Genomic DNA, 24,936 nt, shown 5'->3' with positions numbered 1-24,936 from the left:
TCTTCGAGAACATCTACACAAACGGACACCCTTCGTCCGCGACTACGCCGGCCAAGGCGCCATCCATCATGCTCTCGAGTCAAACCGAATCGGATCTTTGCAGGAGGCTCCAGGCCTCGGACAGAGAAGCCTTCGAGACCGCGTTCAAACTGTTGCGCGGCGGGCTGATCCGCTACGTGCGTTCGATCGTGAGCGACGATGAGGTGGCGCACGACCTGGTGCAGGATGTGTTTGTTTCGCTCTGGGGGCTGCGATCCACGCTGGATCCGGCGCGTTCGCTCAAGGCGTACGTCTACACCATGGCGCGAAACAGGGCGTATCGCTACCTTCGGGATGAGCGCGTGCATCGACAGAAACACGCGATCATCAAGGAGGCATCTTCCGCCTTCGTCTCTGACCAGGAATGGCCCAACGCGCACATCGACGCGAGCGCGCTGAAGCAAAAGCTTCGCGCCTGGATCGCCGAGTTGCCCGAGCGGCAGCGCGAGGCGATCAGCCTGAGCCGGTACCACGGGCTCAGCCACCGCGAGGTGGCCGATGTGATGGGCGTATCTCCACGAACGGTGAACAACCATATCATGCGGGCGCTCGAACACTTGCACCATCGTGTTCAGACGTATGAACCTTCATTCTTAGTGTCATGAGTACGGATCATACATCGCGGATTCCCGAGGAAGTCTGGGCCGAGGCCGCCGATGACACGCCCCGAGCGCGTCAGGCCATCGAGCGCATCTGGGAGATCACCGAGGGCCTGGAGGCGCCGCCGGTGAACATCCCCGATGATGAAACGGCCTGGGCGGACGTGCAGGCGCGTCTGGCGGTGCCGGCCCTGAACGGCAAGCACCGGGCCAGGGATCGTGCTCCGGAGCGGGATGAAGAGCGGCTTTTTTCACGGCTGCGCTGGACGGCGCCGCTCGTGGGCGTGGTGCTTCTGGCCATCGCCGGCGTCCTGCTCTGGCGGCAGCCCGTCACCATCCATGTGCCCATCGGCGAGATGCACACGGTGCAGCTGCCCGATGGCTCCCTGGTGGAGATGAACAGCGGCTCCACGATTCGATTTCAGCGCGGCTTTGCCGCGTGGCCGTTCGTGTCGTCCGCCGAGCGGCGGGTGGAACTCGAAGGCGAAGCGTTTTTCGAGGTCCAGAAATCCACCGACCGCCCCTTCTTCGTGCTCACGGCCAACGCCGAGACGCGCGTGATGGGCACCTCGTTCAATATCTGGGCGCGCGCGGAAGGGCGCGTCTACGAAACGCGCGTCACGCTGGCGACCGGGGTCGTCGAGGTTCGCTCGCGCACCGAAGACGACCGGACGGTCCGCCTCGACGCGGCGGGCGCCATGGCCCGCATCGGCGCGGCCGTCGCGTCCGGCGCGGCGCAGGAACAGGCGACGCTCGACTACGTGCTGTCGTGGCGCCGGCGCGGATTCGTGTTCGTCTCCGAGCCCCTGAGCGTCATCCTCGACGAGCTGGAGCGCCGTTTCGGCGCCGAAGTGACCGTGGAGGTCGATTCGCTGCGCGACAAGGAGATGACCGTCCTGATCGCTCGGGACGCCACGCCCGAAAGTATTCTGTCCGATGTGTGCCTGGCCATGGAATGCCGATTCCGCAAGACGAGCCAGGGCTATTCGATCTACGAAGCCGGCGCGCCACCGACCCGCTAGGGCCTCGTTCGCGCCGCCCACAATGCACATGGTATCCGCGATCCGCCTGGCTATAGGCTGCCTGGTGGCGCTCGGCCTGTCCGGGTTCGCCGCAACGCGTCCGCTTGTCGCCCAGCAAGCGGAGCCGGCGCGTTATTCCCTCGTGCTGCAGGGCGTTCCCCTGCACCATGCGCTGGAGGAGGTGGCCGCGCGAACGGACATCGATCTCGTGTATTCCGAAAGCCTGATCGACGGGGAGACTGTATTCTGCGCGGCGCGGGAGGTGGATATCGAGGGGCTGCTGCGCTGCGTGCTGAACGCGACCCGCGTGGACTACGTCCGGTCGTCCGCCGGCACCTATGTCCTCATCGAAGCCCGCCAGCAGGAGGCGGTGAAAGGCAATCTCGCGGGCAGCATCATCGACGAAACGACCGGCCGGCCGTTGCCGTTCGCGAACGTCCTGCTGGCCGACGCGGTGACGGGCACCACGACGAACGAAGACGGGCTGTTCGGCTTTTCCCAGCTCGTGTCGGGCAAACACCGCATCGTGGTGACGTATGTGGGGTACCAGACGCAGATCGACAGCATCTACGTGCGCCCCGGGTTCTCGAACCGGATGCAGATCCGGATGACGCCCGAGGAAATCGCGATGGACCCGATCGTCGTCAACGGCATCGAGCAGCGCCTTCCGTCGGAAGCGCTGGGGTCGGGCGAGCGTCTCGGGGCGGATCTGGCGCGCATCGGCGCGCTCGGCACGCCGGACGTGGCCCGCGGCGCCGGCTTCGTGACGGGTGTGTCCGTACAACAACCGCTGGCCGACATCCATATTCAGGGCGGCGCCAGCGGCGAGCACCTCACGCTGCTGGACGGGGTGCCGGTGCGGGACCCGGTCAGTCTGGGCCGGCATCTGAGCGCCTTCAGCCCGCTGGCCATCGAGCGGCTGCGCGTGGAGAAGGCCGGCTTCGGCGTGGAATACGGAAGCCATCTCTCGGGTCTCGTGCTGATCGATCACGATGTCGCGTCGGCCACGCCCCAGAGCGCCACGCTGACGCTCGACCCGCTCAGCGTCAACGGCAAGGTCAAGGGACGATTCCGGCTGCCGGGCGAACGGGGCGGCAGCTTCATGGCCACCGTTCGGTCCAGCGCCTGGAACGTGTACCAGGACCCGAGCCTGCGGACGCTCCTCGCCAACTGGCACAGCCCCGACCCGCTGCTCTCTTCCCGATGGATCGGGCAGACGGTGAATACCTCGTCGCTCCGGTGGTTTCGGAGCGATCCCGTCGTCGATTTTACGGATGCGCACGCCGCCGTCCGCGTGCACCTGAGCCCGTTCCGCACCCTCCAGGCGTCGGTGTACCGCGCCACGAACGGCATCCGCTCCGAGATGCGCGGGATCAACGTGAACGGGCAGAGCGAACAGGAGCTGATGTACACCCTGGACGACTACGACTGGACCAACTGGGTCGCCCAGGTCCGCCACAGCTGGATTCTCGGTTCGCGCGCGGTGGCGTCGCTGCAGGCGTGGGGCAGCTGGCATGACAGTCAATACGGCTATCAGGCCCTGCATACGCCGGTGGTGGCGAACGAGGACCTGACCCGTCAGTTTGCGGGGCTCGATTCGCTCGGGGCGCTCATCGCCAGCACGACGCCGGGCTCCTCGGAGGGCAACCGGGTGCGGGAATACGCGGCGATCGCGCAGGTGACGCACAGTTTTTCGCCCTCGCAGCAGCTCGACCTCGGGCTTGAGGCGTCGCGGACCGAGAGCCGGTTTCTGCTGCGCAACGCGTTCTTGCGCCCGTTCCGGTACAACGGCGCCGGCTGGGAGGTGACGGGTTTCGCCAAGACGACCGCCTCCGTGGGCCTGCGCACCACGCTGGAGGCCGGCGTCCGCGCCACGTACCTGCCCGTCCGCCAGACCCTCTACGCCGAGCCGCGGATGGCGCTTCGGTACGACCGTCAGGGGACCGCACTCGGCGACTATGCGCTGCGTTTTTCGACCGGGCTGTATCGGCAGTACACCAACCAGTTCGAGCTGACGAGCACGGGCGCCACGGCCGTCGTGCCGTCGATTCGCTTCTGGCTGCCGGCGGACCAATCCATGGCGCCGCCGCGCGTCGTGCATCTGGCCGGCGATGTGCTGCTCATGCCGGCGGACGGCCTCACCCTGCGGGTGGAGTCCTACCTCAAGCTTCAGCCCCGCCTGGTGGATATCGATTACATGCGGATCGTCGACGAGCTGGGCCGCAACGGGAGCCAGGAGGTCGAGGCGATCGGGGACCAGTCGACGTTCGTGAGCCCGATGAAGGGCCGCTCGTATGGCGGCAGCGCCAGCATCCAGCGGGAATCCTCGTGGGGGAGCCTGATGCTCGGGTATTCCTACAGTTATGCCGTCCGTCAATACCCCGGCCGTTTCGGCGGCGCTTATGTGCAGGTGCCCTGGAACGAACCGCATCGCATGGTCGCCGAGGCGCGTTTCCCGCTGCTTTCCTACCTCTCCGCTACTGCCACGGGGCAGGGGTCGTGGGGCCGGCGCTGGGCGCTCCGCCGCACGTACTACGATTTTCTCACCGGCGGCGCCCGGCCCGACATCGGCGGTTTCGACCTGGACGACCCGGACGGCGAAACCGTCACGCCCTATCTCACCCTCGATGTCGGCCTGACCTACGAGCAGCAGGTCGGCCCCACCCGCGTGCGCTTCCGCGCCATGGTGCTCAACCTGTACGATCGGCGCAACGTGTACGACTACAGCCTGCAGCATGCCGGCGATCAGTACGAGCGCGTGCCCCGCGTCTTGCCGGGCCGGCAGCTCGTCTTTTCGCTTCGGCTGGATGTGTGAGCCGCGCCGTCGCCGGTTTGCGTCGCCTCCTCTTGTCCGCCCGCCTTCTTACTTCCCTCTCCTGGTAGTCATGTCGGCCCGATCAGGTACATCCTGTTCGTAGGTCACATGCCACGCCGCCGCCCATCTCCGATCGGGGTCCGCATAGCGGGACCATCACCGATTTCCCATTCAGGCGGTCGATCGACACCTTTCAATCATCAGGAGGATTCCATGAGTACGATGCTACGGGTACGCCTATCGCTTATCCTGTTTTTGCTGTTGGCGTCTGCGCCGGCCGCACGCGCGCAGGTCGTCATCAGCGAAGTCGGCGTCGATGTCGACTTCAACGGTCAGAGTCGCTGGGTGGAGCTGTATAATGCCGGCTCTACCGCGCAGAACGTTTCGACCTACGTGTTATGCAATTTTCCCGTGTACCCCCCGATCTCGTCGTTGACCGTATTGTCCGGCACGACGACGATCGAGCCGGGTGGCTTCCTGGTCGTGGCCTGGCCCCGGCTGGACGATTCGGGTAACGACGGCAACCCCGACGGCAACGGTGAAATCGGTTTTTACCAGGATAGCGACTTCGGCAATGCCGCGAGCATGCTGGACTACATGCAGTGGGGTACGGCCGGCCATTTTCGCGAACCGGTGGGCGTGAGCGCGGGTGAATGGACGGCGGGCGCCTTCGTGCCGGCGGCCGCGAGCGGCAAGAGCCTCTCCCTCGTACCCGTTGGCGAGGATCCCGTCGCCAACTGGCGCGAAACGACGCCGACGCCGGGCGAACCCAACGCGACCCTGTATCGGGCCGTGCTTTCGGGCGGCAACCAGAGCCCGACGGTCCTCAGCCAGGGTACGGGCATCGTGGATGCCCTGCTGGACGGGACCACCCTCACGGTCACCGGTTCGTTCAGCGGACTCGGCTCGGATCTCAACCCGGTCGCGGTTACCGGAGCCCACCTCCACAACGGACTCGCCGGCCAGGGCGGCGGCATAGCGGTGGCCCTTACGCCGACGCTCGGAGGCGACAACCGGAGCGGCACCTTCGAAGCGGCGGATAACACGTTTGAACTGACGGCCGAACAGGCGGCCAGCCTGGCAGCGCGCCAGCTCTACGTCAACATTCACTCGGTCGACCATGCCGGCGGCGAGCTACGCGGCCAGATGGCCTCGGCCTCGGCCGAACACTTCAAGGCGGTGCTTTCCGGCAGCGGACAGGTGCCTGTGAACACGTCGCTGGGCAAGGGGATGCTCCTCGCCGAACTCGATGGCACGACGCTCACGGTGAGCGGCGCGCTGTCTGGCCTGGAAAGCGACTTCAACCCGAATGTCGCCGGCGGCGCGCATCTGCATGCCGGCATGGCGGGCATGAACGGCAGCGTGGAAGTCGCCCTGGTCCCGGAAGCGAGCGGCGATAACCGCGGCGTGACCTTCGCAGCGTCGAGCAATACGTTCGAGATCGATCCCGACGTCGCCGACGCCATCCGCATGCGCGGCATCTACGCGAACATCCACTCGGTGGATCATCCCGGCGGCGAATTGCGCGGTCAGCTGGTCGACGCCGGCAGCACGGTGTTCATCGCCGATCTGAGCGGCGCGAACGCGATGCCGGCCAACGCGAGCGACGGCCAGGGATCCGTCATCGCCGAGCTGAAAGACGGCATGCTGTGGGTGAGCGGCACGTTCGGCGGGCTGCGCGGGGCGTTCAACCCGAACGTCGCCGGCGGCGCGCACCTGCACGGCGGCCTCGCCGGCCAGAACGGCGGGATTTCCTTCGGGCTCACCTCGCTCCGCGCGTCGGACGAGCTGAGCGGCATGTTCGAGGTGGCCTCGAACGGCTTCGAGACGGACGAGGCGTCGATCGACGCACTGTTCGGCCGCGGCTATTATGTCAACATCCATACGCTGTACCAGGGGTCGGGCGAATTGCGGGGTCAGATGATCCCGGCGTCGTCCGTACCGCTCCGCTCCATTCTTTCCGGCCGCGCGCAGACCTCGCCGAATACCTCGCAGGCGACGGGGGCGACGATGCTGGAGATCAGCGGTACGAAGCTGACGGTGACGGGAGCCTTCGCCGGCCTGGCGTCGGGCTACAACGAAGCCGTCGCCGGCGGCGCGCACATCCACAGCGCCGGACTCGGCGCGAACGGAGGCATCGCCATCGGGCTGAACACGACCGTCGGAGCCGACGACAAGAGCGGCACCTTCACGGCGGCGGACAACGTGTTCGATCTGACCGAAGAACAGCGCGCCTCGCTGCTCGGGCTGGGCAACTACGTCAACATCCACACGGATACCCTGTCGTCGGGCGAACTGCGCGGCCAGATCCATCCGTTCAGCCTGCGCCCGTTCGAGGCCAACCTCGCCTTCGCAAACCAGGTGTCCGCGTCCGCCGGCAAGGCGCACGCGCATCATCATGGCGGCGCATCGACCCAGGTGGCGGAGAGCAACGCCTCCGGCGCGATCCTCGCGATCCTCGGCGACACGTCGCTGACGGTATCGGGGTCGTTCAAGGAGTTGTCTTCCGCGTTTAACCCGGACGTCGCCGGCGGGGCGCACCTGCATCTGGCGGCCGCGAACGCAAACGGCGGGGTAGACTTTTTCCTGACTGCCGCGCTGGCGGATGACAGCCTGAGCGGTACGTTCCCCGCGGCAGACAATACGCTGAAGATCACGGCCGAGCAGAAAGCGAGTCTGCTCGATGCGATGTACTACGCCAACATCCACACCCGCACGAATGCGGCCGGCGAGCTGCGCGGTCAGCTCGTGCCCAGCGGCAACGTGGCGCCGAATACGCCGGCCATCACGGCGCCGGCGGACGGCAGCACCGTCGTCATCGCGGGCGCTCCGGAGACGCCGTTCGAGCCCGCCTGGAACGGGGGCGATCGCAACGCCAACCCGGTATTCTATACCTGGCAGCTCGCGTCCGACGAGAACTTCGAGAACCTGATCGTCGAAGCGGGCACGGATGCGCCGGTGTTTGCGTCGAACTTCGGTGACGTGAACGCGCTGCTCCGCGACGCCGGCGTCGATCCGGATCAGTCGGCCACCCTCTATCACCGGGCCATCGCCACGGACGGCAACTTCAAGGTAACGGGCGCCGCCGCGACGGTGACGCTCACGCGCGGCGAAGTGACGAGCATCGACGATCCGGACGGTCTGCCCGGAACGTTCCAGCTGCGCGGCAACTTCCCGAACCCGTTCAACCCGACGACGAGCATCGTTTTCGACCTGCCCGCGCAGGGCACGGTGGAAGTGACGGTGCACGACATCCTCGGCCGTGAAGTCATGCACGTCCCGGCCCAGGCGTTCGCGCCAGGCGCCGGCCAGTCGATGGTGCTCGATGCCTCGGAACTGGCGTCCGGCATGTACCTCTATCAGGTGAAGGCCACGGTCGGCGCCGATACGCAGATTTCGAGCGGGCGGATGGTGTTGATCAAATAAACACCCCGGGGTTTTCCGATAGGTTGCAAACGGCGTCGCAACGCGTTCGCCGGCTTGCATGAGAAAAGGGCTCGATGCTTCGGCATCGGGCCCTTTTGTATGGTACTAGCCCTGTAGGCGCGCCCCTGTGCACGAGGTGACAGGCGTTCAGGATTTGCACAGCGACGCGCGGATGCAGGGTGGCTTCGTGTTAATAAACCTCTTTTTTGGCGATTTCAGGGGCTTTTAGAGGCACGGTCGTCCGGGTGGCATCGGCTTTGACCTCTAAGCAGGCACTACAACGGACGAAACCAACCAGACGAACTACCACCATGAAATCGCTCGCTACTTCCTCATCGCTCAGCCGCTTGCTGAGTTTGATTTTCCTGATAGGCGCCTTCGCCATGCCGGCGCTGGCTCAGGAGAATGCGCTGCACGTATCCAAATCCCGCTCTTTTCTCACCGACGACCAGAGCTTCGACCGCGCGGACACCCTCTTCGTCCGCGCCGTCCTTCCGAACATCGACTATACCAGCCTCGACCAGAACGAACTGCGGCTCAAGCCGGATAACGGCGGCGGCGACCTCTTCGCGCAGTTTACCAATCAGCTCGACGGCAGCTTCACGCTCGCCCTGCCCCTCGCTTCCGCCGATCTGTCCGAATCCGACTGGGAGATTCGCCTCCGGCTCGGCGACCGCTTCGGGTTCAACTTCGAGCGCCGCATCGACGTGACGGTCGGCCGCGACAGCAACAGCGGCGGCGACGACTCGAATGACGAGATCGAATTCAAGGCCTTCATCGAGGCGATCGACGCCGGCACGGTCACGGTCGGTGGCATCGCATTTCTTGTGGACGACCAGACCGACGTTCGCGACCGGGGCAACGACCGCATCGATTTCTCGTCGCTCGTCGTGGGCGATTTCGTCGAGATTCGCGCCGACCGGGCTCCGGCCGGCCGCTGGCTCGCTTCCCGCATCAAACTCGACGACAGCTTCGAGGGCGCCGAAGTCGAGTTTACGGGCGTGCTGGACTATGTGGATGCCGACAGCATCATCGTCGCCGGCGTCACCTTCATGCTGTCGGGTTCCACCGACATCCTGAACGACGATAACCTTCCCATTTCCGTTTTCGATCTGTTCGTCGGCGCGATCGTCGAGGTACGCGGTGTCCGCAGCGGATCGTCGCCCCTCACCGCGACGCGGGTCAAGATCGAGGACGATTTCCAGAGCGAAGACGAAATCGAACTGACCGGCGTCATCGAAGCGATTGACAGCCAGTCCATCACCGTGAACGGGACGCTGTTTAGCGTGGATGACCGGACGGTGGTGACCGACCATGCCAATCAGCCTGCCTCTTTCGCGTCCCTCGTCGTGGGCGAGACGGTCGAGATCAAAGGATTCCGCCAGGCCGACGGTTCGGTCCGCGCCGTCCGTATCCACCGCGAGGATCGTGGTGAGGACGAAGTGGAGCTGACCGGTCTGGTAGAAGCGATCGAGGGCACCTCGCTGGTCGTGGCCGGGCTGACGTTCGAGACGAACGACCGCACGCTGATCCTCGACAACGACCGGCTTCCCATCGCCTTCGCCGATCTCGTGGTGGGCCTGGTCGTGGAGATCCGCGCGGACGTGCAGCCGGATGGCCGGCTCCTGGCCACCGATATCAAGATCGAGGATCGGATCGAGGACGAAGTGGAGGTGCGCGGCCTGGTGGATTCGGCCAGCGACAGCGTGATGGTCATCCTCGGGCAGTCGTTCCATATCCTGCCCTCGACCGTGTTCGTGGACAACGCCGGCGCACCGAGCGCGCTCAGCGCCTTTTCGGCCGGTGACATCGCCGAAATCGAGGCGACGCTGCAGCCGGGTGGTCTGATTGTTGCGTTGCATGTACAGAAAGAAAACGGCGATCCCGATCGGGTCGTGGTTCGCGGTCCGGTTACGGCCGTCGGCGATGCGTCGGTCACCGTGATCGGCATCGAGCTGGCCTGGGACGGGGATACGCAGTTCTTTGATCGTGACAACAACGCGACCGATGTCTCGGCCATCCAGGCGGGGCAGGGCGTGAAGGCGACCGCTACGCGCCGGGATGGCGATCTGCCGCTCGCCAGCGTCGTCGAGATCAAGAGCACGGTCGTGATGGCCGGCACCTTGACGGCGGTGGACGGCGCCCAGATCACGATGGCCGGCGCCACCTTCCAGGTCAGCCCCACGGCGCTCGTTCTCGGCCGCTTCAACGCGGTCGTGGCCGACGCGCAGCTCGAAGTCGGGCAGCTCGTGGAGGTCAGCGCGACGCAGGAAAACGGCGTGGCGGTGGTTTCGACGGTCCGGCTGATCGGCGCCGCGGTCACGGTTGGAACGGCTATTGAGGAGGGACGCGACGTGCCGAGCGCTTTTACGCTCCATGGCAACTACCCCAATCCCTTTAACCCGACCACGAACCTCGTTTTTGATCTGAGCGCGTCGGCTCGCGTCGATGTCCAGGTGTTCGATCTTCTCGGACGCCAGGTGATGGCGCTGCCGGCGGAGGCCTTCGATGCCGGCGCCAGCCATCAGATTCAGATCGATGCCGCCCATCTGGCATCCGGGATGTATCTGTACCGACTCACGGCAACCTCGGCTTCCGGGCCGATCGTCCAGACCGGACGCATGCTGTTGATGAAGTAACAGACAGGAACCCCACCAAGCGATACGCTCACGGGACAGCGCGTATCGCACCAGAAAGCCCCGGCTCGCAACAGGCCGGGGCTTTCACCTTTTGTTACCTTTTCGTGGAGACGCACGTATAGCGCAACAAAACGCCGGCTCCAACCGCTATCTAAGAGCCCGTGTCTGCTCGATGCGTCTTATGCCCGTGATCCACACTCGATACCTTGTTGCCCGGCGCCTGCTGCTCCTGCTGAGCCTGATCGCCCTGTTCGGCGCCGGCCCGCTTTGCGCGCAGAGCGGGCCCGCCTTGCTGCAGGAGACCCTCGAACGCGGCGATGCCCTGTATGCGCAATACCAGAATGGGGAGGCGCACGACCTGTTTCTGGCCGCCTATGAAGTGGCTTCCGAGTCGTACGACGTCCTCGCCCGCCTCGCTCGCACCACCAGCGAACTCGGGATGGATATGGAAGCCGAGGGGAAGACCGAGCAGGCCCGGAATTTCTATCAGGAAGCGGTGGGTTATGCGGAACAGCTCGAACGGCTCTTTCCCGACAGTGCGCAGACGTATTTCCATCTCATTCGCACGCGCGGCAAGCTGGCGCTTTTCCTCGGAGGCAAGGAGAAGGTGCAAACCGGCCAGCATATCGAGCGCTACTGCCAGCGCGGACTCGAACTCGATGCCGACGACCCGGAGCTTCAGGTGAGCTACGGGATTTTTCAGCGCGAAGTGGCCGATCTGAGCTGGCTGGAACGCACGCTGGCGAATACGCTGTTCGGACGCGTGCCCGCCGGCTCAAAAGACAACGCGATCCAGGCGTTCAAACGAGCGATCGAGCTGCGCCCCGACTTTGCGTTCGCCTACTACGAACTGGGTGTGACCTATATGGGCATGGGGGAATACAAACTGGCCGGCGAAGCCTTCCGCACCTCGCTCGATCTGCCGGCCTCGACCACCCAGGACATCCGGAATCGCGTCATCGCCCGGAGGATGCTGGATCGGTTGCCGTGACGTGAGCGCCCGTTTGGCGCGGGTATGGCGCCCGTTGGGCGCGGTCATTGGTCATTGGTCATCGGGCACTGATGCGAATTAAGGGTTGAAATAGGCTATTGTGTGCAAGAAAGCGGTGTCTTGTCGACCGGAGGCATCGGCGATTGCCGATGCCGAAGCGGAGAGACCTCCTGAAACATAGCTCCGGCGCCATTCTCTGGGAGATCCCTCCACGCCTCCCCGCTTTCGCGAGGATCCGGTCGGGACGACAGTTCTAGAGGATGACTCTGAACCCTTAATTCGCATCACTGGTCATGGGGAACCTGCCTGGAGCGACGCGTTCGTCCAGTGTCCAGTGTCCAGTGTCCAGTGTCCAGTGTCCAGTGTCCAGTGTCCTACTTCGCGAGGGCCTGGCGGAGGACTTGTGCGGGGTGGAGGGCTTCGCGGCCGGCGCCGTCCTTGATCTGATGGCGGCAGCTGAAGCCGGCGGCGACGACCACGGTGTCCGGCGCGGCGGCGCGTACGGCGGGGAGGAGGCGGCGCTCGGCCATCTGCATCGAGATGTCGTAGTGCTCGGCTTCGTAGCCGAACGAGCCGGCCATGCCGCAGCAGCCGGAGTCCACTTCCTCCACCGAGCAGCCGGCGGCCGATAGGGTCTTTTTGCTCGGATCCGTCCCCACGAGCGCCTTCTGGTGGCAGTGGCCGTGGAGGAGCGCCTTGCGGGCGTCGGTTTTGAACACGCCCTCCAGTTTGCCCTCGGCGGCGAGGCCGGCGATAAAGACCTCGAACATGACGGCCCGGTCCGCCACGGCGCGCGCTTTTGCGTCGCCGGGCAGCAGGATCAGGTATTCGTCTTTCAGCGAGAGCAGGCAGCTCGGTTCGAGCCCGACGATCGGAAGCCCCCGCTCGGCGAAGGGCGCCAGGCGGTCGACCGTCTCACGCGCCGCAGCGCGCGCTTCGTTGACGAGCCCCTTCGAGATCATCGGCCGGCCGCAGCAGCGATGGCCGGGGAGGATGACCTCGAAGCCGGCGGCCTCGAGCACCTCGGTGGCGGCGACGGCGACTTCCGGACTGTTGTAGGTATTGAAGGTGTCGTTGAACAGAACCACCTGGCCTCGATTCGCCGGCCTGGCGGGTTTGTGCTGCTTGAACCAGGTCGTGAACGGCTGTCGCGCGAACGCCGGCAGCGTGCGTTTTTTGCTGATGCCGAGCAGCTTCTCCATCGACCAGCGCGTGGGGGCGAGCCGGGAGCCGATGTTGGCGAACGGCGCCCGCCAGCCGCTCGACAGGCGGCTCAACGCGGCGATCTGGCCGAACAGTTTGGCGCGCATCGGCGTGCCGTTCGCCTCGTAGTACTGGGCGAGGAATTCGAACTTGATCTTCGCCATATCCACCGACGAAGGGCACTCCGCCTTGCACGCCTTGCACTCGATGCAGAGGTCCATCACCTCGTACATCTGCTTGCTGGTGAACTCGGCGTGATCGAGCCGGCCCGATAGCGCGTTGCGAAGGGCGTTGGCGCGTCCGCGGGTGCTGTGCATCTCTTCCCGGGTGGCCTGAAAGCTGGGGCACATCGTGCCGGTCGTGCGCTTGCGGCAGATGCCGGCGCCGTTGCACATCTCCACCGCCCGGTGGAAGCCCTGGTCGTGGCTGAAATCGATGTGCTCCCGGATGGGCATCGTCCGGTAGTCCGTCCCGTAGCGGAGATGCTCCGTCATCGGCGGGCCGTCGACGACATTGCCCGGGTTGAGGATGTTCTCGGGGTCGAAGATTCGCTTGGTCTGCTGGTACAGGCGATACAGATCCGGCCCGAAAAACCGCTCGTTCAGCCAGCTGCGGGCGCGGCCGTCGCCGTGTTCGCTGGAGAGGGAGCCGCCGTAGCCCTTGAGCAGATCCACCGAAAAAGCCCCGATCGCCGGCAGTTTGTCGATTTCGCTGGCGACTTTGGTGTTGATGAGGGGGCGGATGTGGATGCAGCCGGCGCTCGCGTGGGCGTAGTAGGCGACGTTCGTCCCGATGTCGTTGCAGTAGTTTTCGACCTTGGTGACGTATTCCGCGAGATGTTCGACGGGCACGGCCGCGTCTTCGATAAACGGAATCGGCTTGTGGTCTCCCTTGACGCTCATCATGAGGCCGAGGCCGACCTTGCGGACGGTCCACACCTTGAGCTGCCGCTCGGCGTCGACCGCCGGCACGATCGCCGTCGCGGGGATCCCGCTGCGGGCGATATGCTGCTTGAGCCGGTCGATTTTTGCATCCAGCTCGGCGTCGGACTCGCCGTAGAACTCGACGATGAGCACGCAGTTGGGCCGGCCCTCGATGAAGGCATCGAGCAGGCGGGCGTACGCCGGCACGTCGCGGCACATCGTCAGCCCCAGGTTGTCCAGCAGCTCGACGGCGGACGGATCCACTTCCAGCAGCTGCGGCACCGATTGGAGCGCTTCGAACAGGCTGTTGTAGTGGACGATGGCCAGCCCGGTCTTTCTGGGGATCGGCACCAGATTGAGCTTGATCTCCTTCATGACGGCGAAGGTGCCTTCGGCGCCGCACACGACTTTCGACAGGTTGAACCGGTTGTCGTGCGGCCACTTGTAGGTCAGGTTGCCGTCGATGAGCCGTTCGAGGTTGTAGCCCCCGCAACGCCGCCAGTGGCGCGGCGTGCCGGCCTCGATGACGGCGTGGTTCGCCGGGTCGCTCACCAGATCGGCGATCTGGCGGTAGATGGCGCCCTCGAGCCCGCTGCGGCGTTTGCGTTCTTCCACGCCGGCGGCGCTGAGCGGCTCGAAATAGGCCGTCGATCCGTCGCTCAGGAAGACATCCATCTCCATGACGTGGTCGGCCGTCATGCCGTACATGATCGAGTGGCTGCCCGTCGAGTTGTTCGAGACGATGCCGCCCATGGCCGCGCGGTTGCTGCTGGCCGGGTCGGGCCCGAACTGGAGCCCCATCGGCTTGAGGTGGAGCGTCAGCTCGTCCAGCACGATGCCCGGTTGCACGCGCACCCACTGCTCCTCGGTATTGACTTCCAGCACCTGGTTGAGGTGGCGCGTCATGTCGATGACGAGGGCCTCGTTCACCGCCTGGCCGGCGAGGCTGCTCCCGCCCGTGCGCGGCAGCACCGGGATGCCGTACTTCGCGGCCAGCTCGATGGCGGCGTGAACGTGCTCGATGGATTCGGGGATAAGCACCCCGTACGGCATCGCCTGGTAGATGCTCGCGTCCGTGCTGTACAGGATCTTGGTGTAGTCGTCGTCCCGGAAGGCGCCGTTTACGGCGCGATGCAGGTCCGCGATGAAGTCGGGCAGTGCGGCTGGGGTGGGCATGGTCGGTGGGAAGGTTGGGACACGCCACGGCGCGTCCGTACGGGGTGTGGCTCCTTTCCTGCTGGGGCACGCCACGGCGTGCCCCTCGAAATCGGGATCAGCGCCCCAGGACGCGAGCCATGGCGTCCAGCAGGCGGTCGACGTTGTCCGGCCGGCTGTTGTAGCCCATGAAGCCGACGCGCCACACCTTCCCGGCGAGCTGGCCGAGGCCGCCGGCGATCTCGATGTTGTGCTCGAGCAAGAGGGTGCGGGCGACTGCCTTCGAGTCGACGCCATCGGGCACGCGTACCGTCGTGAGGCTGGGCAAGCGGGTGGCGGCGTCGACATGGCAGGAGAGCCCGATGTCGGCGAGGCCGGCCCAGAACCGTTCCGCGGTCGCCTGGTGCCGCGCCCAGCGGGCTTCCAGCCCTTCCTCGGCCACGAGGCGCAGCGCTTCGCGGATCGCGTAATTCATGTTGATCGGCGCCGTGTGGTGGTAGGTGCGGGATTCGCCCCAGTAGTTGGCCACCATGCTCATGTCGAGGTACCAGTTCGGCACCTTCGTCTTGCGCGCCTTGAGCTTCTCGACGGCGCGGGGGCCCAGGGTGAGCGGGCCGAGCCCGGGAGGACAGCTCAGGCACTTCTGCGTGCCGCTGTACGCCACGTCGACCCCCCACGCATCCAGAAAGAGCGGGACGCCGCCGAGGCTGGTGACGGAGTCGATCAGCAGCAGGCAGTCGTGTTCGCGGCACAGTTCGGCGACGCCCTCGAGGGGTTGCCGGGCGCCGGTGGACGTTTCGGCATGCACCAGCCCGAGCACCTTCGGTCGATGCGCGGCCATGGCCTGCTTGATTTCATCGAGCGAAAACGATTCGCCCCACGGTTTTTCCATGCGATGCACGACGCCGCCGTACCGGCCGGCCATGTCGCACATCCGCTCGCCAAAGTAGCCGTTGACGCCGACGAGCACCGCATCGCCGGGTTCGACGGTGTTGGCGACGGCTGCTTCCATCGCCGCGCTGCCGGTGCCGCTGACGGGGATCGTGAGCTGGTTGTCCGTCTGCCAGGCGTATCGCAGCAGTTCCTGGACCTCGTTCATCAGCGCGATGAACTCGGGGTCGAGGTGGCCCACCTGGCGGTTGCTGATCGCCTGGAGAACACGCGGATGGGCGTTCGACGGCCCGGGGCCGAGCAGGAGGCGCGGCGAGGTGTCGAGCTGTTTGGTCTGGATACGGTGGGCGTTGTTGACGGAGGGTGTAGGCATAGGGATAGGCGTTTGTTGAACCACAGGGGCGAAGCGGTCCACGGCTTCTTGGAGTCAGAGGGTCGGAATATGCCGCCAAAATACGTTTCGGCTCAATGCGACGCGACGAATTTTTCGCCAGCCTTCAACACGGCATGATGCTGCCCCAGCGCCTCGCAGGTCTCGACGAAAAGCGCCGGCGACGCGGTGTTGAATTCGAACATCTCGTAATGACACGGCACCACCGTTTTCGCGCCGATGGCCCGGGCGAGGCGGGCGGCCTCGACCCCGTCGAGGTTGCCGGCGACGCGCCGCTCCGGCCGGTTGCCGTTGATCGGCAGTAGCGCGACGTCGATGTCGAAGGCGGACAGGATCTCCTCCATGCCCTCGTAAAGGAGCGTGTCGCCGCTGTGGTAGATCGTGTACGGGCCGAAGGAGACGACAAAGCCCATGTACAGGTGCCGGCCGGCTTCGTCGACATCGAGCGCGTTGTGGGCCGCCGGCACGCCATGAAACGTGAAACCGGCCACGCTGACCGTCTCTCCTGCCGTCAGGCCTCGCGGCCATGCGGGGTCGCAGCCGAGCCGTCCGGCGACAAAGGCCCGGTTGGCTTCGGGGATGACCAGCTCCAGCCCCGGATTGGCCGCGCGCAGCGGCCGCAGCGTCTCGGCGTCGAGGTGGTCGGTGTGGTTGTGGCTCGAGGTGGCGACATCGACCATGTCCAGCCGGCCGGGATCGATGACCCGCTCCGTCATGCGCACGTGGGGCTTGTCGGTCGTCGCGTACTTGATCGTGAGCGAATCGGAGAGGTACGGGTCGAGCAGCAGGTGCCGGCCCCGATGCTGCACCAGAAAGCCGCTCTGCCCGAGCCACCAGAGCCGGAACCCGGCGTCCTCATCGCGCGAGCGCTCGATGTCGGCCAGCAGCACATCGTTGGATTGTACAGGGGTGATCATGGGGAGGGGGTTCAATGTGTCATGTTCATGGTTTAAGGGGATGGATGATCGGGCTCAAGCTATGCACAACGCATTGCGTTAAACCTTGAGAAACTGTTGAGAAATAAAAAAAGAGTTGTCTTCCTGAGCCCCCGGCGCTTGCGACGGGGTTGTCGAAAGCCCGCTCCCGCGAACGCGGGGGGACCTCCCGAATCACTCGCGCATGGCTCTCATGAGCGTCTCACGGTGGTTCGAGAGGTCTCCCCGCGTTTGCGCGGACGGGCATTCATCACGCCCACCGCAAGCGGAGGGCGGTTCAGGATGACGCACCGAGAAGGATTTTTGAAAATCCCAACAGTTTCTGAACTTCCACCCTTGAACCCTTCATTCCACCGTCTCCGAGATCTCGCCGGTCTTTTTGTCTTTCAAGATGCGCTTCACGCGTCCGTCCGGCATCCGTTCTTCCTTGATGAGCGACTTGCCGGCGTGCTCGTGGGCGTTGACGCCGATCCGCTTCGCCGTTCCGCCGCGCCATTCGACGTCGATCGGCTCCCACTGCTTGGATGTGGCGGAGCGGTAGCAGGCGTCGATGACGGCGTTGACGACGTAGCCGTCGTAGAAATCCTCCATCGGCCGGCGGCCCTGCTCCATTGCCTCGAACATGTCGGTGAACATGTGGACGTACCCGAGCGCGTGCACTTCGTCGCCCACGGGGAAGAGCCAGCCTTTTTCGGTTTCGGCCTTTTCGGCGACGTAGCCGCCGGCGGCGCCGGTCGTGAACATCTCGAAGCCCGTCCGCAGGAAGTGGTTGAGCATGATGGTGCCTTCGGTGCCGGCGACCTCGTCGCGGAGGTCCATCCCCCCGCGGAACGCCCAGCTGACCTCGAACTGGCCGATGGCCCCGCTCTCGTAGCGGATGAGGGCGATGGCCTGGTCCTCCGCGTCGATGGGATGGTAGAGCGTGTCGGCCCAGCACATGACCTCCACGGGGCGGTTGTCCTTACCGACGAACGTGCGCGTGATCTCGATGCAGTGGCACCCGAGGTCGACGATCGCACCGCCGCCGGCCTGCTCCTTGTCCCAGAACCAGGAGCTGTGCGGCCCGGGATGCGTTTCACGCGAGCGCACCCAGAGGACGTCGCCCAGCGCGCCGGCCCGGACGGACGCCGCCGCCTTCAGCGTCTTGGGGGTATAGGTGAGGTCCTCGAGATACCCGTGGAAGACGCCGGCCTTCTCGACGATGTCCAGCATTTCCTTCGCCTCCGCGGCGGTGCGCGCCAGGGGTTTCGTGCATAGCACGGCCTTGCCGGCGTTCGCGGCGAGCTGGGTGCATTCCACGTGCCGGTTGTTCGGCAGCCCGATCACCACGGTGTCGGTCTCCGCATCTTCGATCGCCTCCTTGAGGTCGGTCGTCCACCGCGGGATGTCCCAGTCTTTCGCAAACTGACGCGCGCGCTCTTCGCTGCGCGAATAAACCATTTTCACGCGGTCGCGGCCGCGCTGGCCGTGCAGGGTCATCGTGTAGAACATGCCGATGAGCCCGGTGCCGAGCATCGTGATGTTGTGGGATTTCATGGGCGCTGGTTGGCTGATGGTCGGGTTGGCAGGTTGACGGAGGGCAGGTTAACGATCATCCGGGAAACGTGAAACAGCGAATTCTTGCCGGCTGAAGGTTGACGCGCGCCGGGGGGGCGAGTATCTTGGGCTCCGAAATTATCCGAATGTCCGGACAATTAAAAGATGCCCGCGAGGGTTTGTTTAGACGCGCTTTACCCCGGCGCCCGCATCGCATCCGATATCCCGTCCCGTATGCCCATCCGTCGCTCGTTCGTTCTCCTCGTCCTCCTGATCGCTGCCGGTTGCTCCGGCGCGAAACCCGACCTGATGCCCGTCGATCGGCAGGCGCCGCGGTTTAATGTCCTCGTCTTTTCGTACACGACCGGATTTCGCCACGCGTCGATCCCGGAAGGCATCGAGGCGGTGCGCGGCCTGGCCAGGGCGAACCACTTCAACATGACGGCCACCGAGGATCCGGCGTTTTTTACCGACGACAACCTCGCCGGCTTCGACGCCGTCATCTTCATGAACACGAACGGCGCGCTGTTCGACGAGGCCCAGAAAGCCGCGTTCGAGCGGTACATCCGCGCCGGCGGCGGCTATGTCGGTGTCCACAGCGCGGCCGCGACGGAATACGAGTGGGCCTGGTACGGCGGCCTCGTCGGCGCCTGGTTCGACAAGCACCCCACGCCGCAGCAGGCGACGGTGCAGGTGATCGACCGGGTTCATCCCTCGACGAAGGACCTGCCGGCGACGTGGTCGCACTTCGACGAGTGGTACAACTACCGCATCAATCCCCGGGGCAACGTCCACGTGTTGATGACGGTGGACGAGCGCTCCTACGAAGGCGGCACGATGGGTTTCGACCACCCGATCGCGTGGGCCCAGGACTACGAGGGCGGGCGCGCCTGGTACACAGGGCTCGGGCACACGAAGGAGGTTTATGCCGATCCGCTTTTCCTCGGGCACCTGCTCGGCGGCATCGAGTGGGCGGCCGGTCTGGCCGAAGGCGACGCCCGCGCCACGCTGGCGTCGAACTACGAGAAGGTCGTCCTGGCGGAGAACGTCGCCATCCCGATGGAGCTCGATATCGCGGAAGACGGCCGCGTCTTCTTCGTCGAGCGCGCCGGCGCCCTGATGGTCTGGGAGCCTGGCGCCCGGGAAGCGCGCGCCGCCGGCTGGCTGCCGGTGCACATGGTGATCGAGGACGGCCTCCTGGGCCTGGCGCTCGATCCCGGTTTCAGCGAGAACCACTGGCTCTACCTGTTTTATGCGCCGGCCGACGCCGGGCCTTCCCGCCTCTCCCGCTTTACGTTCGATGGCGACTGGCTCGATCTCTCCACCGAAAAAATCCTCCTCACGGTGCCGTATCAGCGCGAATGGTGCTGTCATCACGGCGGCAGCGTGCAGTTCGACGGGCAGGGCAACCTGTACCTCTCGACGGGGGAGAACAGCAACGCCTACGATCCGAAGGGCAGCCCGCTGAACGAAACGCCGGAAGGCAGGCTGCAGGATTCCCAGCGGTCGGCCGGCAACACAAACGACCTCCGCGGCAAGATCCTTCGTATCCACCCCGAGCCCGACGGCACCTACACGATTCCCGAAGGCAACCTCTTCCCGCCCGGAACGCCGAAGACGCGCCCCGAGATTTTTACGATGGGGCATCGCAACCCTTTCCGGATCTCGATCGACGAAAAGACCGGTTATCTCTACTGGGGCGACGTCGGAAACGGGAGCCCGCCGAGCGAACGCGGTCCGTGGGGATGGGACGAGTTCAACCAGGCCAAAAAAGCCGGCTTCTTCGGCTGGCCGTATTTCGTGGGGCCGAACGACGCGTTCAACGACTACGACTACGCCACGGGGAAGGTCGGGCCTCCGTTCGATCCCGTCCACCCGATCAACGACTCGCCGAACAACACCGGGCTGCGCGAACTGCCTCCGGCGCAGCCGGCGATGATCTGGTACACCTACGGCGCGTCGGACGCGTTTCCCGAGATGGGCTCGGGCGGCATCTCGCCGATGGCCGGCCCCGTCTTCCATCGGAAGCCGGGCCAGGACCCGCACGCCCTGCCGGCGTACTTCGACGGCAAGCTCATCCTCTACGAGTGGATGCGCAACTGGATGATGGAAGTCGCTTTCGACGATCAGGGCGATCTGATGAAAATAAGCCCCTTCCTCCCCGGCCTCGAGTTCGTGCGCCCGGTGGATGTGGAGGTCGGCCCGGACGGCCGGCTCTACGTGCTCGAATGGGGGGACGACTTCTGGGGCAGCAATAAAAACGCGCGTCTGGTGCGTGTCGATTACCTCGGCGCGGCGCCGGAAGCCCCCGCGGCGCTCGCAGCGCAGGTCTCGATCCCGCCGGTCATCGCCGCGCCGGCGGATGGGGCGGTGTTCGATTTCGATACGCCGATTCCCTACGACGTCCGCTGGGAAGCGCAGGCAAACCGCACGCGGCATCTCGAGGTGCTGATCTACGACGGATTCGACACCTACATGCTCCCGCTGGATACGCTGACGGCGGAAACCGGCGTCTTTACGATCCCTGAGTCCGCCTACCGCCATATTCCGGATCTCCATTTCATGGACCGTTTCGCCGAGGTGGAGGCATGCGTCGTGGGCGACGCCGGCTCTCCCTGGTGCAGCCGCGTCAAGCTCCAGCCGCGCCGCAAACAGGCGGAGCACGCGACGCGCAACGACGGAGCGACCCGGCAGGTGCATGGCGTCCATCCGGCCGACCAGCACTATCCCGAGACGGCGCTGCCCGTGATGATGGTGCGCTCCGGCAACGCGCTCGGGTACGCGCCGATCGATCTGACCGGCATCGGCTCGCTGAAGCTGCGCATCCGGCAGCAGGCTGCCGGCGTCATCGAGGCGCGGCTCGGGGGCCCTGAGGGCCGGCTGATAGGCCGCGTCGATCTCGACGCCGCCAACAGCGTTCCGGTCACCGAAATCGAACAGGCCCACAACATCACCGAAGCGCAACGGCACGATCAGGCGATCGATCTGAGCGAGAAAGAACTGGCCGCCTACACCGGTTGGTCCGAAACGACCCTGCCCATCGAGCCGGTCGACGGCCAGCACGAGCTGGTGCTCGTCTTTTCCGGGCCGGCCGAGGGCGTCATGCTGCAGTTCGACTGGATGGAGTTCGTTTCCCGATAGGCTGTAGACGTATGCCCGAAGCCTGGCTAGAACGTATTACCCCGATAGATCCAGCAAGTCCGATTCCCCTGTACTATCAGGTGGAATCGGACTTGCGACGTCTCATCGCCGCCGAGGTGCTGGGTCCGGGCGTGACGATCCCGGCCGAGCACGATCTGTGCGCCACGTACGGCGTCAGCCGGCACACGATGCGTACGGCTCTTTCCCGTCTGGTGGCGGATAACCTGATCGCGCGCAGCGCCGGCCGCGGCACCGTCGTCTGCACGCCCGAGGCGCGCATCCCGTTCTCGCTGGACCGGAGCTTTTCCCGGCAGATCGCCGAGCTGGGCCAGGCCGCCCGGTCCATCGTGCTGGGTCAGGCTGCCGGCCGCGTCGGCGCCGGCCATCCGGAGGCGTTGCATGCCGCCGCCGGCCGGCCGTGTCTCGATCTGCTCCGTCTCCGCCTCGGCGACGAGGATCCGATCGGCATCCAGCAGACCACGGTCCTCACCGAACGATGCGCCGGGCTCGAAACGTTCGACTTTACCGACGCGTCGCTCTACGAGGTCCTCGCCGGCCATTTTCGGCTGGATATCCAGAAGATCCATCACACGATTGCCGCCGCCTCGGCCGACGCCGAACAGGCCGAACGCCTGGATGTCGCCCCGGGCACGCCCTTGCTCGTGGTGCGCACCACCGCCTATTTGCACGATGACGCCGTCATCGAACACACCGTAAGCCACTACCGGTCCGACCGGTACGAATACGCCATCACGCACACGCAAGAGTAGGCGAACGCGATGCGTTCGCCGTTCCAGGTTGGCAGGTTCATGGTTCCAGGTTATTTCCCGTGAACCATCCAGACAAACCTGCCAACCTGCAACCTGCCAACCTGCAACCTGCAACCTGCCAACCTGCATCCTGCCAACCTGCATCCTGCCAACCTGAAACCTCACATGAATCCCGCACTCGCCTACTTCGACGCCGCGCAAGCGATCATCCACCGGATCCGAACCACGCAGATGCCGGCCCTCGAGCAGGCGGCCGACATCTGCGCCAACAGCATCGGCCACGACGGGCTCGTGCATCTGTTCGGCTCGGGGCACTCGCGCATTCCGATCGAGGAGATGTTTCCCCGGCACGGCAGCTACCCGGGCTTCCATCCGATGGTGGAACTCTCGTTGACGTTCCACAATCCGGTCGTCGGATCCAACGGGCAGCGGCAGGCGATGTATCTCGAACACGTCGAGGGTTTCGGGAAGATCATCATGCGCAACTTCGTGATGTCGGCGCCCGACAGCATGATCGTCTTCTCGAATAGCGGGGTCAATGAGGTCGTGGTGGAAGTCGCCCTCGAAGCGAAGGCGAAGGGGCTTCCGGTCATCAGCGTGGTGTCGATGGAGCACTGCCTGGCGGCCAGGCCGCTCCACAGTTCGGGCAAGCGGCTCCCGGACGTATCGGATGTGACGATCGACAACGGCACCCCGGGCGGTGACGCGATGGTCCCCATCGAGGGCCTCGAAGATCCGGTAGGACCGGGTTCGACGATCGGCGGCGCGGCCGTGGTCAACGCGCTCAAGTGCCTGATCGCCGACCGGCTGACGAAGATGGGCAAACCGCCGATCGTGCTGTCGAGCAGCTGGTTCATCGGTTCGGAGGAGTCGAAGAAACGGTTCGACGTCTGCTACGACGACTATCGCCGGCGCATCCTGCGCGTGTTCGGCGGCACGAGCGAGGACTGATCATGGCCGGCGTACTGGACGGAAACGTCGTCTTCATCACCGGGGTGGCGAGCGGGATCGGGCAGGCCTCGGCGCACGTGTTCGCCGCCGCCGGCGCCGCGGTGGTGGGCATCGATCTGGACATCCAGCAGGGCCAGGCGACGCTCGACGCGCTGCACGCCGGCGGGTCCGAGGGCGTATTCATCCCGGCGGACGTCACCCAGGCGAGCCACGTCGAGGCCGCCGTGAAACAGGCCGTAGCCCGCTTCGGACGCATCGACGCGGCTTTCAACGTGGTCGGGGCCAGCGGCCGCCGGCACGGCGACGGTCCGGTCCACGCCTGCACGGAAGCCGGCTGGGACTGGACGATGGACATCAACCTCAAAAGCATGTACCTCTGCTGCAAGTACCTGGTCGCCCAGATGCTCGAGCAGGGGCACGGCTCGCTCGTCAACCTGGCGTCGGTGCTCGGGCTCGTCGGCGGCGACGAGGATTTCGGGACGCATGCCTACGCCGCGAGCAAGGGCGCCGTCATCAGCCTGACGCGCTCGATCGCCAGCTACTACGCCCCGCACGGCATCCGGGCGAACGCGTTGTGCCCGGGGCTGATCGCCACGGCGATGAGCCGGCGCGCCCAGGAGAACGAGCGCATCCGGGAGCGCCTCAAGACGCTCCAGCCGCTCACCGGCGACTTCGGGCAGGCCGAAGACGTGGCACGCGCCGCGCTCTACCTGGCGTCCGACCAGGCCGCCTTCGTCACCGGCGCCGTCCTGACGGTGGATGGGGGATGGACGGTGAGATAGAATCGTACATCGTAAAACGTAAAAGGGCCATGTCCTCGCTCGTTATGCTCACCCATGCAACGCCATCCGTTGTTCGTTTTGCGATTTGAGACCAGAGATCCCATGATGTATTCTCGCACCATACACCAAACGATCACGACCGACGTCCTGGTCGTGGGCAGTGGGTCGGCGGGCGCTACGGCGGCGATCGCGTCGGCCGGGGAGGGGGTGGATGTGCTGCTGGTCGAGCGGTACGGGTTTATGGGCGGGATCAGCACCCAGGTGCTCGACACGTTTTACGGTTTCTACACGCCGGGCGAGCCGCGGAAGAAGGTGGTGGGCGGGGTGCCGGACCGGGTCGTGGATGCGCTCATGGCGCGAGGGGCCGCGCTGATCCGGCCGAACACGTACGGCGCCGGCGACGGCATCACGTACGACGCGGACGTCCTCAAAACGATCTGGGAGACGCTCGCGCTCGAGGCCGGCGTGCGGCTGCTGTATCACACCGTCGTGATGGACGCGCTCGTCGAGGACGGTCGCCTCCGCGGCGTCGTCGCCGTCAACAAGGGCGGGCTGCTCGCGATCCGGGCGCGCGTCGTCATCGATGCCTCGGGGGACGCCGACGTGGCCGCCGCCGCCGGCGCGCCGTTTGAGGGCCCGGAGGACGGACCGGTCCAATCGCTCACGACGACGTTCAAGATGATCAACGTCGACATGGAGCGCGCGCGCGGCGTATCGAAAAAGGAGC

The 24,936-nt window shown here is 65.5% G+C and carries 15 protein-coding genes; 11 read left to right on the top strand and 4 right to left on the bottom strand.

The annotated features are described in order from the left end of the window. The first annotated feature begins 68 nt into the window (after positions 1-68). From R2834_23355 to R2834_23330, 6 genes are all read left to right on the top strand, one after another. The gene (locus tag R2834_23355; protein MEZ4703286.1) at positions 69-644 is read left to right on the top strand and encodes an RNA polymerase sigma-70 factor; all 576 of its coding nucleotides are present in this window, start codon (positions 69-71) and stop codon (positions 642-644) included. Further along, positions 641-1,660 carry a FecR domain-containing protein gene (locus R2834_23350; protein MEZ4703285.1) on the top strand — a complete coding sequence of 340 codons (1,020 nt, stop codon included), beginning with the start codon at positions 641-643 and terminating at the stop codon, positions 1,658-1,660. Before R2834_23355 ends, R2834_23350 begins: the two co-directional genes overlap by 4 nt. A 28-nt stretch (positions 1,661-1,688) precedes the next feature. Further along, positions 1,689-4,475, top strand: a complete 2,787-nt coding sequence (locus R2834_23345; protein MEZ4703284.1) for a carboxypeptidase-like regulatory domain-containing protein — start codon at positions 1,689-1,691, stop codon at positions 4,473-4,475. Between the two features lie 213 nt (positions 4,476-4,688). Continuing rightward, positions 4,689-7,901 carry a CHRD domain-containing protein gene (locus R2834_23340; GenBank protein ID MEZ4703283.1) on the top strand — a complete coding sequence of 1,071 codons (3,213 nt, stop codon included), beginning with the start codon at positions 4,689-4,691 and terminating at the stop codon, positions 7,899-7,901. 311 nt (positions 7,902-8,212) lie between these two features. Further along, entirely contained in the window at positions 8,213-10,540 is a 2,328-nt protein-coding gene (locus R2834_23335; GenBank protein MEZ4703282.1) for a DUF5666 domain-containing protein, read from the top strand. Positions 10,541-10,727: 187 nt separating this feature from the next. Beyond that, entirely contained in the window at positions 10,728-11,531 is an 804-nt protein-coding gene (locus R2834_23330) for a tetratricopeptide repeat protein (GenBank protein MEZ4703281.1), read from the top strand. A 374-nt stretch (positions 11,532-11,905) separates the two neighbouring features. Here the strand turns inward: R2834_23330 and R2834_23325 are convergent, their stop codons facing one another. The 4 genes from R2834_23325 to R2834_23310 all read right to left on the bottom strand — a co-directional run bounded on the left by R2834_23325 (position 11,906) and on the right by R2834_23310 (position 18,565). After that, positions 11,906-14,833, bottom strand: a complete 2,928-nt coding sequence (locus tag R2834_23325) for an FAD-linked oxidase C-terminal domain-containing protein (GenBank protein MEZ4703280.1) — start codon at positions 14,831-14,833, stop codon at positions 11,906-11,908. A 97-nt stretch (positions 14,834-14,930) separates the two neighbouring features. After that, entirely contained in the window at positions 14,931-16,076 is a 1,146-nt protein-coding gene (locus R2834_23320) for an alanine--glyoxylate aminotransferase family protein (protein ID MEZ4703279.1), read from the bottom strand. Between the two features lie 92 nt (positions 16,077-16,168). Beyond that, the gene (locus R2834_23315; GenBank protein MEZ4703278.1) at positions 16,169-17,011 is read right to left on the bottom strand and encodes an MBL fold metallo-hydrolase; all 843 of its coding nucleotides are present in this window, start codon (positions 17,009-17,011) and stop codon (positions 16,169-16,171) included. Between the two features lie 363 nt (positions 17,012-17,374). Beyond that, positions 17,375-18,565: a Gfo/Idh/MocA family oxidoreductase gene (locus tag R2834_23310; GenBank protein ID MEZ4703277.1), complete on the bottom strand. Its 1,191-nt coding sequence runs from the start codon at positions 18,563-18,565 to the stop codon at positions 17,375-17,377. Between the two features lie 234 nt (positions 18,566-18,799). Between R2834_23310 and R2834_23305 the strand changes: the two genes are divergently transcribed. The 5 genes from R2834_23305 to R2834_23285 all read left to right on the top strand — a co-directional run. Beyond that, positions 18,800-21,706 carry a ThuA domain-containing protein gene (locus R2834_23305; GenBank protein MEZ4703276.1) on the top strand — a complete coding sequence of 969 codons (2,907 nt, stop codon included), beginning with the start codon at positions 18,800-18,802 and terminating at the stop codon, positions 21,704-21,706. Positions 21,707-21,717: 11 nt separating this feature from the next. Then, complete coding sequence (locus R2834_23300) at positions 21,718-22,476, top strand: GntR family transcriptional regulator (GenBank protein ID MEZ4703275.1); 759 nt, start codon at positions 21,718-21,720, stop codon at positions 22,474-22,476. 165 nt (positions 22,477-22,641) lie between these two features. Continuing rightward, on the top strand, positions 22,642-23,427 hold the full coding sequence (locus R2834_23295) for an SIS domain-containing protein (GenBank protein ID MEZ4703274.1): 786 nt from the start codon (positions 22,642-22,644) through the stop codon (positions 23,425-23,427). Between the two features lie 2 nt (positions 23,428-23,429). Further along, the gene (locus R2834_23290; GenBank protein MEZ4703273.1) at positions 23,430-24,209 is read left to right on the top strand and encodes an SDR family NAD(P)-dependent oxidoreductase; all 780 of its coding nucleotides are present in this window, start codon (positions 23,430-23,432) and stop codon (positions 24,207-24,209) included. 102 nt (positions 24,210-24,311) lie between these two features. Continuing rightward, positions 24,312-24,936: FAD-dependent oxidoreductase (locus R2834_23285; GenBank protein ID MEZ4703272.1), on the top strand; the 625-nt coding region annotated here is incomplete at its 3' end.

Source organism: Rhodothermales bacterium (assembly GCA_041391505.1).
GTDB lineage: Bacteria > Bacteroidota > Rhodothermia > Rhodothermales > JAHQVL01 > JAWKNW01.
The sequence above is the reverse complement of the archived record's forward strand: the minus strand, read 5'-3'. Positions and strand labels throughout refer to the sequence as shown.